Below are 17,484 nucleotides of genomic sequence, written 5' to 3' on the forward strand. Positions count from 1 at the left end.
CGGAGTCTGTGTCGGTCATTGCGTCACTCATTACCCTCTCCCCCCAAATGACAGGATGGGGTGGGAGAGGGAGGGGCCCGCTGCCGAAGGCAGTGGGAGGGTGAGGGGAGCGACCGCGCCGCGGTCGCGCGGCGCGCGGCGCCGCTCACCCCTCATCCAACCTACGCTAGGCGACTGCGTCGCCAAGCTTCGGTATCCTTCTCCCACAAGGGGAGAAGGTTTGAAGCAACCACTCACTTCTTGCGATCCCATGGCCGGCCGCTTTCGGTCTCTTCCGCCAGCATCTGCGCGCGCTGCTCGCGCAAATGCCACGGCATTTCCTCGAACACGCCGTCGAACAGCGTATCGAGCGACTGGAGCAGGCCGTGGCCGAGGATGCCGTTCTTCTCGGCCTCCTTCTGCGCCGCCTTCACTTCGTCGGCGACATCCTTGTCCATTGCCGCCTGCCGCTCCTCGCTCCATTCGCCCAGCGTGATCAGGTGATCCTTCAGCCGCCGGATCGGATCGCCGAGCGGCCAGGCGGTCGGCTCCCCGGCGGAGCGATATTGCGTCGGATCATCGGAGGTCGAATGGCCCTCGGCGCGATAGGTGAAATGCTCGATCAGCGTTGGTCCGGCGTTGGTGCGCGCGCGCTCGGCGGCCCATAACGTCGCGGCGTACACGGCGAGCGCGTCATTGCCGTCAACCCGAAGGCCGGCAATGCCATAGCCCACCGCGCGTGCCGCAAAGGTCGTCGCTTCGGCGCCGGCGAAGCCCGAGAAGCTGGAGATCGCCCATTGATTGTTGACGACGTTAAAGATCACCGGCGCGCGATAGACGGTGGCGAAGGTCAACGCGGAATGGAAATCGCCCTCCGCGGTCGATCCCTCGCCGCACCACGTCGCGGCGATCCGCGTGTCGCCACGCGACGCAGAGGCCATCGCCCAGCCGACCGCCTGCGGATATTGCGTCGCCAGATTGCCCGAGATCGAGAAGAAACCGAAGCGCTTCTCCGAATACATGATCGGCAGCTGCTTGCCCTGCAGCTTGTCGCCCCGGTTCGAATAGATCTGGTTCATCATGTCGACCATCGGGCAGCCGCGCGCGATCAGCAGGCCCTGCTGGCGATACGACGGGAAACACATGTCGTCGGCATCGAGCGCATAGGCCTGCGGCACCGCGACCGCCTCCTCGCCCATCGACTTCATGTAGAAGCTGGTCTTGCCCTGCCGCTGCGCGCGGAACATGCGTTCGTCGAACGCGCGCACCGTCGCCATGTGGCGCAGCATGCGCCGCAGCGTGTCGGGCGAGAGCTTGGGATCCCATGGGCCGACCGCGCGGTTCTCGTCGTCGAGCACGCGGACCATCGTATAGACGAGATCGGTGAAGTTGCGCGCATCCTCGGCCGTGTCGGGCCGCCGCGCGGAACCGGCGGGCGGCACCTCGACGTCGCTAAAATCGACCGTGTCGCCGGGGCGATATTTGGGCTCGGGCACATGCAGCGCGAGCGGTGGCAAATTGCTGCGGGCGGCGTCCGCCATGGTCTCTCCGGTTTGCAACGTGTCGACAAAACGCACGAACACGCCCTCAAGCGCCTTGTTATTAAATTTCAAACGGGCGCGCTAGTGATGGTTTCACTTGAGACCAACTCCGCTCCGTCGCTGCGAGTCGCACGATTGACTCAGTCGAGATAAGGAACAAAATAGGAACATCCTTCTTGTCGAGTCGTGTCTGTGCCATCCCCTGCCATCATTGCCGAGCTGCGTGAAACGCTCCGCGCCATTGAGGGCGACGGGCATCAGCGGCGCGAGACGCTGCCGTTCGGGATCCCTGCGTTCGACGCCGGGCTGGCCGATGGCGGGCTGCGACTCGACGCGCTGCACGAGGTAGCGGCGGGCACGGCCGGGCTCGGCGACGATGCTGCTGCCACCTTGTTCATCGCCGGCATCGCGGCGCGCGCCTGGGGGCCGGTGCTGTGGGTGGTGCGACGACGCGACCTGTTTGCGCCAGGACTTTATCAAGCAGGATTGGCGCCTGAGCGCGTGCTCTATGCCGAGGCACGCGACGATGCCGAATTGCTCGCGCTGATGGAGGAAGGGCTGCGCCACCGCGGGCTGGGCGCGGTGATCGGCGAGGTGAAGCGCGCCGGCATGGCCTCCACTCGCCGGCTGCAGCTCGCCGCCGAGGGCGGGCGCACGATCGCGCTGCTGATGCGGCGTCACGCGCGCGAGGGGGTCGATCCGCTCGGCATGCCATCTGCCGCATTGACCCGCTGGCGCGTCGCCTCGGCGCCGTCGGCGCGGCTGCGCATGGGCGGTATCGGCCGCGCGCGCTGGAACGTCGGCCTGACACGCCAGCGCGGCGGCGAACCTTTTGAAATGTTGATGGAGGCTTGCGATGACACGGGTCGTCTCGCTCTACCTGCCGCACTGGGCGATCGATCGCGTGCGTCGGGCCGAGCGTCGCCGCGCACCGCCGCGGCTTGATACGCCGCTGGACCTCGCGCCGCTGACCGCCGCCGCGGCTGGCGAGCGCGCGTTGCAGTGCGATGCGCCGAGGAACACCGGCTGGCGCCCCGGCGCACGCTGGGCGCGCGGCGATGCGGCGGCACCGGACGAGAAGCCCTGGTCGCAATCGAGCCGCGCGGAGGTCGCGCACCGCATCGAAGCGATGCCGGCGCACCAACGGCCGCCGATGCGCGAGATGGGCCGGCGCAGCGAAGCGGCGGACCATCCGTTCCGCGCGATGCCGCCCGACGAAGGCGCGCGCGTCATGCCGACCACGCTGCCGTCGCGTCCCGATCCCGAGGATGCGCCGGGAAAGCGCTGGCGCGGGTTCGACGGGCTCGATCCCAATGCCGATGACCGTGCCGCCAAGGCACTGGCGCGGTGGAACGCCACGCCTTCCGTACGCTCGCGCGGCGAAGGGGCGCGGCCGGACAAGCACGCGCGGGCGGGGTCGAACGATGCCGGTGCGGCGGTGCCCAATGGAGGAGCGTTCTTCAATACCGGACGCAGCCTGTCGGGCACGGTCGCGCGAACGTGCGAGCCGGCCGCAAACGTCGTCCGCCTTCCCGCTCCCGTTCATGAGCGCGCTGCCAAACCAACCACCGTTCGTGTCGAGCAAAGTCGAGACACCGTCCGAGCGCAGCCGAAAACCCGCGTGCCAACTGCGTCGCGCACCAGGTCCCTCGACGATGCTCGGGACGAACGGCGGCAGGGTGCGCACCACCTCCCATCACCTGCCCCCCCGCCGCTCGTCACTGTCCACAAGATCGGCAGCCGGATCGAGATCGCCGCGGCGTGCCCCGCCGCGAGCGCGCTCGGTCTCGCGCCCGGGATGGCGCTGACGCAAGCGCGCGCTGCGGTGCCCGACGTCGACGTGCGCGACGCCGATCCCGCCGGCGACCGCGCCGATCTCGAGCGGCTGGCGATTGCGCTCGCGCGGCGCTGGTGCCCGGTGGTCGCCATTTCGGACGCTGATGGGCTGTTCCTCGACATCACCGGCACCGCACACCTCCATGGCGGCGAGGAGGCGCTGGTGCGGCGGTTGCTGCGGGTGCTCGCTCGGCTCGGCGTTGCGGCGCAGATTGCGATCGCCGACACCCCCGGCGCCGCCTGGGCGCTGGCACGGCAGCGCGAGACCGCGCTGGTCGTGCCGCCCGGCGGGCACCATGACGCGCTTGCCGCGCTGCCCGTCTCGGCGCTGCGGCTCGACGAGGCCGCGCTCGAACTGCTCGCTCGGCTCGGCGTCGATACGATCGGCGCGCTGCAGGCAATGCCGCGCGCGCCGCTCGTCCGCCGTTTCGGCCCCGCCATCGCGCGCCGGCTCGACCAGGTGACCGGCGCTGCGCCCGAGCCGCTCGATCCCGTCATTCCGGTGCAGCCGATCGCGGTGACGCGGCGCTTTGCGGAGCCGATCGCCACGGCAGAAGCGATCGAGCATTGGCTGGCGGGCCTCGTCGGCGAACTGACCGACGCGCTCGCCAAGGCGGGGAGCGGCGCCCGCGCGCTCGCCTTCGTCGCAGCGCGCGTCGATTCGACCGACCAGGTGATCCGCATCGGCCTCGCCCGCGCGAGCCGCGATCCGGCGCATCTGTTGCGGCTGATCGCGCGGCGCATCGAGGAGATCGATCCGGGCTATGGCATCGACGCGCTGGCGCTGCATCTCGTGCGCGCCGATCCGCTGGGCCCCGAAACGCTCGGCGCCGCGCTGGCGGCAGAGGAGACGACACCCGATCTTGCGCCGCTGGTCGATACGCTCGCCAACCGCATCGGGCCATCACGCCTGTGGCGCCATCAGCCGGTCGAAAGCGACGTGCCCGAACGCTCGGTCGCGCCCCTCCCCCCGCTCGATTCAGTCAGTGCTGGCGCGCTGCGGCTAAAGCCGGACGACGTGCGCCGGCTCGATCTGCGCGCGCCCGATCACCCCTGGCACCCGCGCTGGCCCCGCCCGGCACGGCTGCTGCGCCGGCCCGAGCCGGTCGATCACGTGATGGCCGAAATGCCCGACCATGCGCCGCGCCGCTTCACCTGGCGCGGGCGGCTCCACACCGTGACCTTTGCCGACGGGCCCGAGCGGATCACCGGCGAATGGTGGCGCCGGACCGGCGAGCGCGATGCGGTGCGCGATTATTTCCGCGTCGAGGACCAGGAAGGCCGCCGCTTCTGGCTATTCCGCCGCGGCGACGGCCTGCGCGCCGAAACGGGCGATCTGAGCTGGTATGTGCATGGCACGTTTGCGTGATCGGACGGGCCTTAGCTCCCTTACTACTGCAGAGTATTGCCGCTCAGCGCCGCGCGTCGATTGCCGTGAGGTGGCCCTTTGCCGCGTAATCGAGGATCTTCTCGTCCGCGGTAACGAGCGCGCAGCCGAGCGCACGGGCAGTGGCGATCATGATCCGGTCGCATGGGTCGCCGTGGATTCCGTCACGCAGGCGGCCCGCATCGGTTGCGATCGCACCGCTGACCGCTACCTCGTACGCATCGATGATCCGAAAGCTATCCGCGAGCCATTCGGCGAGCGGCTTGTGGAAGGCGAACCCCTTCTTGTCCGCGACCATGGCGATCTCCCACGAGACCATCGCCGACACCCGGCGTTCGACATCGGCCGCGATCACTTGCCGTGCCGCCTGTCCAAGACGTGAACTATCGCCAACCATCCACAGCACGACATGCGTGTCGAGCAGGATCATCGATCGTCCGGATTGCCACGCACGGGCAAGCCGAGCCGATCCCATTTAGCCTCCCATTTCGCTTCCCAGTCAGGGTCGATGGGCTGAGTAAGATCAACGTCGTCAGGCACGGTAAACGTCCCCTTCATACAGCCGAAAATGCTCTGTTTGTCCGGCTTCTGAGCGCGCTGCGCGGTGAGCGTCAGCGACGGCTTGCCGCGGCGCGTGATCGTCAGCGGCTCGCCGCTGCGCTCCATCTCGTCGATCAGCGCGAGGCATTTTGCCTTGAACTCGGTCGCCGGGACCATCTTGGTCATGGCCATTCTCCTGAACTGACCATTTCATATAGTCATTTCGTGCAGCGTCGTCGATGACGTACAGCGAGCTTCAGGTGACGACGCATTTCTCGTTCCTGCGCGGCGCATCGTCGTGCGAGGAATTGTTCACCACTGCGGCGCTGATGGAGATGCCAGCGCTCGGCATCGTCGATCGCAATTCGGTCGCCGGCGTCGTGCGCGCGCTCTACGCCTGCGATCAGCTCAAGAAGAAATACGGTCTCGTCATCCGCTCGATCCCCGGCTGCCGGCTCGATCTCGTCACTGGCGAATCGCTACTCGTATGGCCCGAGGATCGTGCAGCATGGAGCCGGCTTACCCGGCTGCTGACGCGCGGCAAGGCGCGCGCGGATGCGAAGGCCGGTGAGAAAGGGCAGTGCTTCCTGCATTGGGAGGATGTCGCAAGCCATGCCGACGGGCTGGTCGCGGCGCTGGTGCCGGGGCGCGGCGGCGCCGACGCCAGCGCGCTCGCCGCCACCGCCGAGATCTTCGGGATGCGCGGCCATGTCTGCCTGACGCCCTGGCGCCGACCCGGCGAGCGCCTGCGGCTCGACGAGACCGCGCGGGCGGCCGAGGCGCATGGGCTGACCCCGCTCGTCACTGGCGACGTGCTCTACCACACGCCCGATCGCCGGATGCTGCAGGACGTCGTCACCGCGATCCGGGAGAAATGCACGATCGACGAACTCGGCTTCCGCCGCGAGCGCCACGCCGACCGCCACCTCCAGCCGCCCGACGACATGGCGCGCCGCTTCGCCGACTATCCCCAGGCGCTCACCGCGGTCGAGGCGATCGTCGAGCGCTGCACCTTTTCGTTGCGCGACCTCGACTATCAATATCCTGACGAGATCATCATGTCCGGTCGCAGCGCGCAGCAAGCGCTGGAGCGGCTGGCCCGCAATGCCCTCGCCGACCGGTTCGCCGGCGCCCCGCCGCCGCCGGCCTATACCAAGCTGCTCGAGCACGAGCTGACGCTCGTCGGCAAGATGGGCTATGCGCCGTACTTCCTGACGGTGAATTCGATCGTCAGCTACGCGCGCTCGATCGAAATCCTGTGCCAGGGGCGCGGCTCGGCGGCCAATTCGGTGATCTGCTTCGTGCTCGGCATCACTTCGATCGATCCGGTCAAGCACCAGCTATTGTTCGAGCGCTTCGTCTCCGAGGAGCGCCGCGAGCCGCCCGATATCGACATCGATTTCGAGCACGAGCGGCGCGAGGAAGTGATCCAATGGATCTACGAAACCTACGGTCGCGACCATGCCGCGCTGACTGCGGTGGTCAGCCGCTTCCGCACGCGCGGCGCGATCCGCGAGGTGGGCAAGGTGCTCGGCCTGCCCGAGGACATGACGGGTGCGCTGGCCGGGCAAGTGTGGGGCTGGTCGAACGAGGGTGTGCCGCAAGCGCATGTCGAAGCGCTCAACCTCGACGCGAGCGAACCGCGGCTCGCGCTCGCACTCGAACTGGCGCGCGAGCTGATCGGGACGCCGCGGCATCTGTCGCAACACCCGGGTGGCTTCGTGCTGACGCGCGAACCGCTGCACGACCTGGTGCCAATCGAGCCGGCCGCGATGGAGCTGCGCCACGTCATCGAATGGGAGAAGGAGGATATCGAGGAACTCGGCTTCATGAAGGTCGATATCCTCGGGCTGGGCATGCTCGGCTGCATGCGGCGCGCGTTTAATCTGCTGGCTAAGCACAAGGGCGTCGCACTCACGATGGCGAGCGACGAGATGCAGGACGAGGACGAGCCGACGTTCGAGATGATGCGCCGCGCCGACACGCTTGGCGTGTTCCAGATCGAGAGCCGCGCACAGATGAGCATGCTGCCGCGGATGAAGCCGAAGAATTTCTACGATATCGCGATCCAAGTCGCGATCGTCCGCCCCGGCCCGATCCAGGGCGACATGGTGCATCCGTATCTCAAGCGCCGCGAAGGGCGCGAGAAGGTAGAATATCCCAACGACGCGCTGCGTGCGGTGCTGGAAAAGACGCTCGGCGTGCCGCTGTTCCAGGAACAGGCGATGCAGGTGGCGATCATCGGCGCTGGCTTCACGCCGGGCGAGGCGGATCTGCTGCGCCGCGCGATGGCGACGTTCAAGATGACCGGCGGGGTCGGCGAATTTCGCGAGAAGTTGATCGGCGGGATGCTGGGCAACGGCATCAGCCAGGCGTTCGCCGAGCGGCTGGTGAAGCAGATCGAGGGCTTCGGCAGCTACGGCTTTCCCGAGAGCCACGCGGCGAGCTTCGCCAAGATCGCTTACGCTTCGTCATGGATGAAATGCCACCATCCCGACGTGTTCTGCGCCGCGCTGCTGAACGCGCAGCCGATGGGGTTCTACGCGCCGGCGCAGATCGTGCGCGACGCGCGCGAACATGGGGTGGACGTGCTGCCGGTGTGTGTGATGGCGAGCGAATGGGATACGAGCGTCTTATCTCCCTCTCCCCGCTTGCGGGGAGAGGGTGGCCGAGCCGAAGGCGAGGTCGGGAGAGGGGCAGTATGCCACGCCTCCTACACTGCCCCTCTCCCCTGCCCTCTCCCCGCGAGCGGAGAGAGGGAGATTCAGCTCTACCCCCTCCGCCTCGGCCTGCGCATCGTCCACGGGCTGTCGGCGGCGGACGCCGGCAAGATCCTCACCGCGCGCGCGGCGCGCCCGTTTACCTCGGTCGAGGACGTGTGGCGCCGCTCGGGCGTGCCGCTCGCTGCGCTGGAAAAGCTTGCCAAGGCCGATGCGTTCGCGGACATGGGGCTCGATCGGCGGCAGGCGTTATGGGCGATCCGCGGGCTCGGCGACACGCCGCTGCCGTTGCTCGCCGCGATCGAGACGAAGGAAGAGCCCGTCCACCTGCGCGCACTCACCGCCGGGCGCGAGGTCGTCGAGGATTATCGCGCCACCCAGCTCACGTTGCGCGAACACCCGCTCACCTTCCTGCGCGATCGGCTGAAGGCGCGCCGCATGGTGCCGTGCGGCGACCTGAAGACGATCAAAGAAGGCACCAAGATCGAGGTTGCCGGGATCATCCTCGTCCGCCAGCGGCCGGGCAGTGCCAAGGGCGTCCTCTTCATCACGATCGAGGACGAGACGGGGATCGCCAACGGCATATTGTGGCCCGACCGGTTCGAGGCGCAGCGCCGCACGGTGATGTCGTCGGCGATGGTCAGCATCAAGGGCCGCGTGCAGAAGGAAGGGATCGTGATCCATGTCGTCGCGGATCTGATCACCGACCTCACGTGGATGCTGCGCGAGGTCGGCGAGATCGACCTGCCGTCACTGGTCGCGCGCGGCGACGGTGCGACGCACCCCGGCGCGCCCGATCGCGGCGATCCGGGCTGGAAGCAGAAGGGGCGCACCGATTACCATTTCCGCGACAAGCCCGAGGATGTGATCCCGATCCGCAGCCACGACTTCCATTGATAAAGCGATCGGCTTAACGTCCGCCCGAACCGGCATCGACCGGCCCGACGGAGAGATCGACCATGGCCACCGCTGCGCTTGCCCCCGAACCCGAAATCGGCCTGACGCCGAACGTCCCCGCGCCGACCGACAAGGCTGCGTTCGACGCCGCGATCGTCGATCCCGACAGCTATGCCAATGAGGAACGCTATCACGCGATCTTCAAGCATCTGCGCGAAGAGGCACCGGTCTATTGGTGCGAGCCCGAAGGCTATCGCCCGTTCTGGACCGTGGCGCGGCACGCCGACATCAAGCGCGTCGAGCTCGACACCGACACGTTCCTCAACGATCCGCGGCTGACGCTGAGCTCGATCGCCGACGAGGAGCGCGTGAAGGCGCTGACCGGCGGCAGCGACAAGCTGACGCGCAACCTCGTCAGCATGGACAATCCCGATCACCGCCATTTCCGTGCGATGACGCAGGCCTATTTCTCCGCCAAGCACATGCGCCAGTTGGAGGATGACATCCGCGCGCTGGCCAAGGAGAGCGTCGAGCATATGGCGGCGCTCGGCGGGCAATGCGATTTCGCGGCCGAGGTCGCGGTGTGGTTCCCGCTGCGCGTCATCATGCTCACGCTCGGCGTGCCGCGCGAGGACGAGACGTTCCTGATGAAGATCACGCAGGAAGTGTTCGGCGCGCAGGATTTCGATCACATGCGCCCCGAGGAGATGGGCGGGCTGTTCGCCACCATCGCCGAATTCAACGCCTGGTGCGACCGTATCACGGCGGACCGCAAGATCAATCCGCGCGAGGACGTGTCGACGATCATCGCCAATGCGACGCTCACCGATGGATCGCCGATGGGGAATATGGAGGCGATGAGCTATTATCTCATCATCGCCGCCGCCGGACACGACACGACGAGCTCCTCGTCGTCGGCCGGGCTCCTCGAACTGATCCGCAACCCCGCCGAGATGAAGAAGCTGCGCGACGATCCGTCGCTGCTGCCCAATGCGATCGACGAGATGATCCGCTGGGCGAGCCCGGTGAAGCATTTCTTCCGCACCGCCGCGGTCGATGCGGATGTCGCCGGCATGGCGATCAAGGCGGGCGACGGGCTGGTGATGGCCTACCCGTCCGCCAATCGCGACGCGGCGATGTTTGAGGGTCCATTCGCGTTCCGCGTCGATCGTGCCAACGCAAAGCAGCATCTCGCCTTTGGTTATGGCCCGCATCTGTGCCTGGGCCAGCATCTCGCGAAGATGGAGATGCGCATCCTGTTCGAGGAGTTGCTCGCGCGGTTCGACGATTTTGAGCTTGCCGGCGACCCGGCCTGGACGCGCGCTAGCTTCGTCAGCGGGATGAAACGCCTGCCGATCCGGTATCGCACCAAGTGAGCCGCGCCGATCCCGAGCAACTGTATCCGGGCTTTCCCGGCAGCGATGCGAACGAGCATTTGCGGACGATCCCGGCCTGCGCCGCCCTCGGCATGACACAGCGTGCGGCGCTGGGCGGGCCGATCGTCACGTCGCTCGACGTCGCGCTCCCGGCGGTGCGTGACGCTGCCGGCCGAGTATCGCGCGGCGCCGCGCTCGTGCTCGCCGATCAGGCGACCGCGAGCGGCGTGTTCGCCAGCCTGTCGCAGCCGACGCCGATGATGACGCTCGACTTACGAGTCGACTGGTTCGGCCCGCTGCCGGCAGGGCCGCTCGACTGCGCGATCGACGACGTGTTCCGCGAGGGCGGCCTTGCGCTCACGCGGGGCCGGCTGACTGCGGACGGGATGCCGGTCGGTGCGGTGACGGCGCGCTATCTGGTCGGCGCGATGCCGGGTGGCGGCACCGAAGGGCTCGAGCGGCGCACAGCTATCCTGCCGCCGTCCGATGCCGCGAGCTTTACCGCGTATCTCGATGCGGTCCCGACCGCCAATGGCGTCACTATGGCGCCGCGGCCCGAGCATGTCGGCGCGCCGCTGCCCGCGTTCCACGGCGGCGTGATCGCGGCGCTGCTCGAACAGGCTGCGGTCGCATCAATCGACGCGGCGTTCCGGCCGCTTGACATCGAGATCCGCTTCCTCGCCCCGGCCCGCGCCGATCGCCCGCTGGTTGCCCGCGTCGTCCCGCGCCGGGTCGGACGGCGCGCGGTGACGATCGACATCGATGCGCATCAGGGCGATCCCGACAAGCCAGTCGCGATCGCGCGGATGCTTGCGATCAGCGATCCGGCGGGGGACGCTCGGCGGGTGGAGCTACCGCAGTAACGTCCCCCTTCCCTGAAGGGGAGGGGCTAAAATGCGTCAGCCACCCACAACTTGCTCGATCACCCCGAAGATCGGGTGGTGGCGATCGTCTTCCGCCCAGATCCGCACGGTATCGCCGGCCTTGAGGAACGGCGTCACCGGATTGCCGCCCGCGATCGTCTCGATCGTCCGCACTTCGGCGATGCACGAATAGCCCACGCCTCCTTCAGCGATCGGCTTGCCCGGCCCGCCATCGGCGTCGCGGTTCGAAACGGTGCCCGAGCCGACGATCGTGCCCGCACCTAACCCGCGCGTCTTCGCGGCATGCGCGATCAGCGTGCCGAAATCGAACGTCATGTCCTCGCCCGCCTCGGCACGGCCGAACGGCTGGCCGTTGAGATCGACCATCAGCTTGCGGTGCAGCTTGCCGTCCTGCCACCAGTCGCCCAGAGCATCTGGCGTCACGAACACTGGCGAGAAGGCCGATGCCGGCTTCGACTGGAAGAAGCCGAAGCCCTTGCCAAGTTCACCGGGGATCAGGTTACGCAGCGACACATCGTTGGTGAGGCCGACGAGCCGGATCGCCGCCAGCGCTTCCTCGCGGCTGGCGCCCTGCGGCACGTCGCCGGTGACGACCACCACTTCGGCCTCGAGATCGCAGCCCCAGCTTTCGTCGGCGAGCGGGATCGGATCGCGCGGCGCCAGAAAGCCATCGGATCCGCCCTGATACATCAGCGGATCGTGCCAGAAACTGTCGGGCATCTCAGCGGCGCGCGCCTGCCGCACCAAAGCGACATGGTTCACATATGCCGACCCATCGGCCCATTGGTACGCCCGCGGCAGCGGCGAGGCGGCGTCATGTTCGTGGAAGCGCTCGCGCGGGATCACCTCGTGCGCCAGATCGGTCGAGAGGTTCTCGAGATCGAGCGACAGCCGATCCCAATCGTCGAGCGCGGCTTGCAGCGTGGGCGCGATATGCGTGGCGTCGGCGCACCAGGCGAGATCGTTCGAGACCACGACGAGCTTGCCGTCCCGGCCATGTTTCAGGCTCGCAAGTTTCATCGGTCAGCTCTCCTTTGCGCATGGTGATAGGCGCGAAGTGGCCGGGCGGCTAGGGGATCGGCGTGGCTGCGCTCAATGCCGGCGCAGCTGGGCTGGACTCAAGGCAGCAGCTGATCGCCAAGCCCGAGCGACTGCCGATCGGCCGTCGCCCCCGCCAGATCCGCAGCCGCCAGCGCCGCGCGCGTCTGCGCTTCGATCAGGCGGACCCGCGCATCGGTGGCTGCCTCCTCGCGTAGGTTGAGCAGGAAGAAGTCGCTCGCACCAAGTTCGAAGCGGCGCCGCTCGGCCGCGGCCATCCGGTCGGCAAGGTCGGCTTCCTCGGCCGCCAGCACCGCGGTTTTCTCCGCGCCGTCCACCGCGATGACGATGCCGTTCACCTCCACCATGATCTGGTCCCGCACGAGCTGCTGGCGGGTCTGCAGCCCGTCGATCTCGGCGCGTGCCTCGGCAATGCGGCCCTTGGCCTGGCGGCGTTGCAGCGGCATCGACAGCCGCACGCCCACGATTGCTTCCTCGCCGTCGCGCGACCGTCCGCCCAGCCCCGTCGGCCCCAGATCGTAGGAAAGCTCGCCGCGCAGATCGAGGCGTGGCTTCAGATCGTTCTCGGCCAGCGCGAGCCGCAACTCGGACTGCTCGAGGCGCGCGCCGAGCGACAGGATGTCGGGTCGATTGGTGGGATCGCCCGGGCGCCGCAACCGGAATGCCGGAAACGACGCCGGCAGCCGCTCGGCATCGGGCGACACGCGCTCACCTTCATTGTCGCGATAGAAGAACGACAGCGCATTGGCCGCGGCGGCGAATTCCTGCTCCGCGCGCACCACCAGCGTGCGACGCCGAACGATGTTCTGATCGGTCTCGGTCAGCAGGATGGTCGGTCGCGCGCCGAGCTGCACTTGCCGCGCGATGCCGCCCCGCCGCGTCTCCGCGAGACCGAGCAGAGACCGGTACACGCGCAACCGCAACCCGGCCGCGGCCCAATTCTGGTACGCGGCGATCGCGCGCGCCTGAACCCCGATCGCCACCATCTCGCGATCGAGCCGCGCCACGTCGATGTCGCGCGCGGCAATCGCGGTGCGCCCGCGCCGCTCGTCGATCGCGCGATCACGCAGCAGCGCGAAGAGCCCGCCCACCTTCAGCTCGCCGAGCCGATCGGTGTACGACTTATCCTCGTAGATCGGGAACGTGCCGCGCGACACGCGATACCCGCCGTAGAGCTGGCCGCCGTTGCCGGTCAGCGGGCGGGTGGCGCGGCCTTCGGCATAGGTGCCGTCGTAATAGCCTACGACGCGGCTTTGCGCATCGACATCGAACACCGTGTCGAATGCGCCTTCCGCCGCTAACGCGCGACCCTCCGCCTGGCGGACGCGGGTGAGCGCCTCGATGATCTGCGGCGCATGCGTCGCCGACGAGCGCAGCACCTCGTCGAGCGTCAGCGGGCTCGCCGGCTGGGCGAGTGCCTGGACGGGCCAAAGCAGCAACAAACCAAGCAGTAATCGGCCAATCACTTCGGCTTGCCTGCCTTGCGGACGATCGAATCGTCTTCCTTCGGCGCACCGTTCGTGGCGACGCCCTGGCCCTGCCCGAACTCCAGCGGGAAATCGTTCAACTGCCGCCAGAGCTCGTACCCGACCGACACGGTTTCCATCTGCACCCAGCCACGCACCTTGGCGCCCAGCCGCGTGAAGCGCTGGTCCGGCCACGCAGGCTTGCCCGGCATCGGCTCGACCAGCACGCGGAACAGCCCGGTCGCGCTCGCCGTCGGATCGACGTTGCGCACGCGGCCGTCGAACAGCCCCTGCGCCACCGACGGCCAGCCGCTGAACTGGATGGCGGGCCAGCCCTCGAACTCCAGCCGGACGCGCTGGCCGATCCTGACCAGCGCCACGTCGCGACCATCGACGTACAGCTCGACCGCGCGCTCGACGCGCTCGGGCGCGACGACCGCCAGCACCGTACCCGCAGAGATCAGCGCGCCGCCCGCCGCCGCGTTGATGCTCTGGATGCGCCCATCGCGCGGCGCGCGGACGAGCTGTGCGGACTGGCGATTGAGCTGAACATCGATGCGGTTCAACTTGGCCCGCGATTCTGCCAGCTTCGCCGCGGAATCGGCGACCTTGATCTGCGCGAGCTCCAGATCACGTCGCGCCGCGAGCCCTTCGGCCAGCAGCTGACCCGCGCGGCGAACGTCGATCCCCGCCACCGCCTGCCCCTGTTGCACGGCGGCGATCTCGGCCTGCACCTGCGCGCGCTCGGCGGCGAGGCGCGAGAGCAGATTGGGATCGACATCGACGACGCGCGCAATCGGCTGGCCACGTTCGACCGCCTGGCCATCATTGACATACCAGCGCTCGACGCGGCCGCCGACCAGCGCCGTCACGTCCTGCGCACGATCACCCGGGTCTAGCGCCGCCACCTGGCCATCGCCGATCGCGGTCTGCACCCACGGCACATAGACCATGATGACAGCGGAAAGCGCGATGGAGAGCGCGATCATCCATGCCAGCGCGACCGTCGCACGCGGCGGCCGCATCGCAGCGAGCGTCGGGAAGTGCGCCAGATGCTCAGGACGGTACGGCAAGCGCAGCCTCCCGTTCTGCAAGGAACGCGTCCAGCTCGGCTTGCGAGGCAAAGCGGCGCTGCCCCTCTCGGCCGAGCCAAAGCCAGCCGTCCAGTGCGATCGCGCCGGGCCGGCCAGTGCACAGCAGCACCGTCGTCCCCGCCGTCTTCAGTCGCGCGAGCACCTCACGCAGGCGGCGCGGCGGCATCACGTCGAACAAGGTCGACAGCACCAGCACCTTCGGACACGCGAGCAGCGCATTGGCGAGCTTGAGCTGCATGACCTCCGCGGCAGTGAGCGGCCAACCGGAGGACGCGAGCGGCGTATCCAGCCCCTCGCCGAGCGAGGTGATCCGCGCGCTCAAGCCAACCGCGTCGAGCGCATCAAGCATCGCCGCGGCGCTTGCCTCCGGCGCGGCGAGCGACAGATATTCGCGGATCGTCACCTCGACGATCGTTGGCCGATCAAGCACGACGACTTCCGAGCGGAGCAGATACATGTCGAGCCCGCCGAGATCGGATCCGCCGACGGTCACCAGCCCGTGCTCGGGCGTGACATGGCGCTTCAGCAGCACCGCCAGCAGCCGATCCGCGCCCGGATCCGGCACCGTGACCAGCTGCTCGCCGGACTTTACCGCGAAATCGAAGCAAGCATTATCAAGCCGCACGCTGCGCAACGCAATCGCGCCGTCCTGCGGGCCCTGCCGGCTCGTCGTGGGAAGGTGCTCCTGCGGGATCGCGAACACCAACGAGAGCTCCTCGGACGAGGCGACCAGATCGTAGAAAGTGTCGAGATACCAGCCGAGCTGCGAGATGCCGTAGAAGACCCCCGACAGGATCAGTTCGGCCGACACGAGCTGCCCGATCGACAGTTCGCCCGCGAGGATCAAATTGCCGCCCAACGCCAGCAGTGCGGCGGAGGCGAATGCGTACAGCAGGAAACAGGCGAGCGTCTGCGCGAAACTGTAGCGGAAGTAGCGGCGGTGTTGATCGACATAGGTCTTGGTCGCCGCTTCGGAACGATCCATCGCGAAGTTCAGGTGGCGGCTCGATTTGTAGAAGCCGTTGGAGCTGCCCACGCTTTCGAGCCAGCGCGCAGTATCGTGCTTGGCGTGCGACAGCGCGACCGCCGCGGTCAGCGACCCGCGCGACCAGAGCAGCCAGACCAACAGCAGCGCGAGCAGCAGGACGACGTTGAAGGCGAGGAAAAACGGATGGTAAAAACTCGTCACCGCCAAGCCGACCGCCGATTGCAGGACGATCGTGAAGCCGCCGATCAGCAGGCTGGGCACCGCCTTCTGCACGATCGCCAGATCGAAATAGCGGTTGAACAGGTCGCCGCGCCTTGTGTCGCCGAAGAAGGGATCGCGGGCATGGACCGCACGGATCGTGATCTCGGCGACGACGCGGGCGAAGATCCGCCGCTCGAACAGCGCCATCAGGTGGACACGGAACGCGCTGAGCACGGCGACCAGCAACAAGAGGCCGAACAAGACGCCCGACAGCGTCCAGAGCGGCGCCGGAAGCGCGGTATGCGCGACGCTGTTGATCAGCAGCTGGACGGAAATGGGCGTGGCCAGCGACAGCAGGCTGATCGCGACACCATAGATCGCGGCCAGTCGCAGATACGCCGCATCCGGCCCGATGATCTCGGCCAGCCAGCCCACCGCATCGCGCACACTGACCCGACTTGGAACGCCCATTAAGCCCTCTTGTTCTCCCGCGCCGACCCCGATGCTTACCTAGGTTATGCGCCATTTTCCCGCGGCGCCAATCACTACTATTGCCGAGGAGCTATAGGCTATGGCTATACCCGTGGCATGACGACGCTGCGACAACTCGAATATCTGGTGACGCTCGCGGATACCAGTTCGTTCGCCCAGGCGGCGCGGCTGGCCCATGTTTCGCAGCCGACGCTGAGCCAGCAGATCAAGGCGCTGGAGGATCGGTTAGGCGTCAAGCTGCTCGAACGCTCGACGACCGGCGCCATCCTGACGCCGATCGGCCGCAGCATCGTCGCCAGGGCCCGCACCGTGCTCGGAGACGTCGCCGACATCGCAGCGCTGGCGAAAAGCGCCGCTACAGGGCTGACCGGCACGTTGCGGCTCGGCACTACGCCGACGCTCGGGCCGTATCTGCTATCGCCGATCATTGCCGAGCTGCATCGTGCGGCGCCTGGCCTGAGGCTCTATGTGCGCGAGGGTATTCCGGACGTTCAGGCGCTGGCGCTATCGCGCGGCGACCTCGATCTGTTGCTCGGCCCGCTGCCAATCGCGGGCGACGATCTGGATGTGGAGCCGCTGTTCCGCGAGCCGCTGCTGCTGGTCAGCGCCATCGACAACGATCTCGCGGCCGGGCCGATCGAGCCCGCCGCGCTCGCCGGGCAGACCTTGCTGTCACTCGATACGCGCCATCACCTACACCGCCAGGCGAGCGACATCGCCGCGGCGCACGGCATGATCCTCAGCCCGGATTACGAGGGCACGAGCCTCGACAGCCTGCACCAGATGGTGGCGAGCGGGCTTGGGCTGGCGGTGCTGCCCAAGCTGTATCTCCGGTCGGACGTCGTCGGATCGGCGGGGCTTGCCATTCTGAACGTGGCTGGCTGGAACGTGCATCGCTCGGTCGCGCTCGCTTGGCGCCGGCGGTCCAGCATGGAAGCGGGCTTCCGCGTGATCGCCGATCAAGTGCAACGCTTCGCCCGTCGTGTCCTGGAGCACGACGGCGGATAGTCAGCGACTATCGTTG

At 67.8% G+C, this 17,484-nt stretch carries 13 protein-coding genes; 6 read left to right on the forward strand and 7 right to left on the reverse strand.

Annotated elements, in window-relative coordinates; genetic code table 11:
* Nucleotides 1-233: 233 nt before the first annotated feature.
* Nucleotides 234-1,520: a 3-methyl-2-oxobutanoate dehydrogenase (2-methylpropanoyl-transferring) subunit alpha gene (locus LLW23_RS07700; RefSeq protein ID WP_228948177.1), complete on the reverse strand. Its 1,287-nt coding sequence runs from the start codon at nt 1,518-1,520 to the stop codon at nt 234-236.
* 192 nt (nt 1,521-1,712) lie between these two features.
* Here LLW23_RS07700 and LLW23_RS07705 point away from each other — a divergent pair, with 192 nt between their 5' ends.
* Both LLW23_RS07705 and LLW23_RS07710 read left to right on the forward strand, forming a co-directional pair.
* Nucleotides 1,713-2,465 (forward strand): ImuA family protein, encoded by a 753-nt coding sequence (locus tag LLW23_RS07705; protein WP_228948179.1) that lies wholly within the window; start codon nt 1,713-1,715, stop codon nt 2,463-2,465.
* Entirely contained in the window at nt 2,377-4,725 is a 2,349-nt protein-coding gene (locus LLW23_RS07710) for a DNA polymerase Y family protein (protein WP_228948180.1), read from the forward strand. Before LLW23_RS07705 ends, LLW23_RS07710 begins: the two co-directional genes overlap by 89 nt.
* Before the next feature lie 43 nt (nt 4,726-4,768).
* On the opposite strand, the gene LLW23_RS07715 is transcribed toward LLW23_RS07710, so the two are convergent.
* Both LLW23_RS07715 and LLW23_RS07720 read right to left on the reverse strand, forming a co-directional pair.
* A complete protein-coding gene (locus tag LLW23_RS07715) occupies nt 4,769-5,173 on the reverse strand; it encodes a type II toxin-antitoxin system VapC family toxin (RefSeq protein WP_228948183.1) in 405 nt (134 codons plus the stop codon).
* The gene (locus LLW23_RS07720; protein ID WP_228948184.1) at nt 5,170-5,469 is read right to left on the reverse strand and encodes a type II toxin-antitoxin system Phd/YefM family antitoxin; all 300 of its coding nucleotides are present in this window, start codon (nt 5,467-5,469) and stop codon (nt 5,170-5,172) included. The genes LLW23_RS07715 and LLW23_RS07720 overlap by 4 nt, the downstream gene beginning before the upstream one ends.
* Nucleotides 5,470-5,522: 53 nt before the next feature.
* Between LLW23_RS07720 and LLW23_RS07725 the strand changes: the two genes are divergently transcribed.
* The 3 genes from LLW23_RS07725 (at nt 5,523) to LLW23_RS07735 (ending at nt 11,139) form a co-directional block, all read left to right on the forward strand.
* Nucleotides 5,523-8,900, forward strand: a complete 3,378-nt coding sequence (locus LLW23_RS07725; protein WP_228948186.1) for an error-prone DNA polymerase — start codon at nt 5,523-5,525, stop codon at nt 8,898-8,900.
* Nucleotides 8,901-8,962: 62 nt separating this feature from the next.
* A complete protein-coding gene (locus LLW23_RS07730) occupies nt 8,963-10,276 on the forward strand; it encodes a cytochrome P450 (RefSeq protein ID WP_228948188.1) in 1,314 nt (437 codons plus the stop codon).
* Entirely contained in the window at nt 10,273-11,139 is an 867-nt protein-coding gene (locus tag LLW23_RS07735) for a PaaI family thioesterase (RefSeq protein WP_228948189.1), read from the forward strand. The genes LLW23_RS07730 and LLW23_RS07735 overlap by 4 nt, the downstream gene beginning before the upstream one ends.
* 36 nt (nt 11,140-11,175) lie before the next feature.
* On the opposite strand, the gene LLW23_RS07740 is transcribed toward LLW23_RS07735, so the two are convergent.
* The 4 genes from LLW23_RS07740 to LLW23_RS07755 form a co-directional block, all read right to left on the reverse strand.
* Entirely contained in the window at nt 11,176-12,180 is a 1,005-nt protein-coding gene (locus tag LLW23_RS07740) for a fumarylacetoacetate hydrolase family protein (RefSeq protein WP_228948191.1), read from the reverse strand.
* 98 nt (nt 12,181-12,278) lie between these two features.
* The gene (locus tag LLW23_RS07745) at nt 12,279-13,658 is read right to left on the reverse strand and encodes a TolC family protein (RefSeq protein WP_228948192.1); all 1,380 of its coding nucleotides are present in this window, start codon (nt 13,656-13,658) and stop codon (nt 12,279-12,281) included.
* 23 nt (nt 13,659-13,681) lie between these two features.
* Nucleotides 13,682-14,758, reverse strand: a complete 1,077-nt coding sequence (locus LLW23_RS07750) for an efflux RND transporter periplasmic adaptor subunit (RefSeq protein WP_408642027.1) — start codon at nt 14,756-14,758, stop codon at nt 13,682-13,684.
* Nucleotides 14,742-16,439 carry an ABC transporter transmembrane domain-containing protein gene (locus tag LLW23_RS07755; RefSeq protein ID WP_228948197.1) on the reverse strand — a complete coding sequence of 566 codons (1,698 nt, stop codon included), beginning with the start codon at nt 16,437-16,439 and terminating at the stop codon, nt 14,742-14,744. The genes LLW23_RS07750 and LLW23_RS07755 overlap by 17 nt, the downstream gene beginning before the upstream one ends.
* Nucleotides 16,440-16,556: 117 nt before the next feature.
* Here LLW23_RS07755 and LLW23_RS07760 point away from each other — a divergent pair, with 117 nt between their 5' ends.
* On the forward strand, nt 16,557-17,468 hold the full coding sequence (locus LLW23_RS07760) for a LysR family transcriptional regulator (protein ID WP_228948199.1): 912 nt from the start codon (nt 16,557-16,559) through the stop codon (nt 17,466-17,468).
* Nucleotides 17,469-17,484 lie beyond the last annotated feature (16 nt).

The sequence above is a fragment of the Sphingomonas radiodurans genome (assembly GCF_020866845.1).
GTDB lineage: Bacteria > Pseudomonadota > Alphaproteobacteria > Sphingomonadales > Sphingomonadaceae > Sphingomonas > Sphingomonas radiodurans.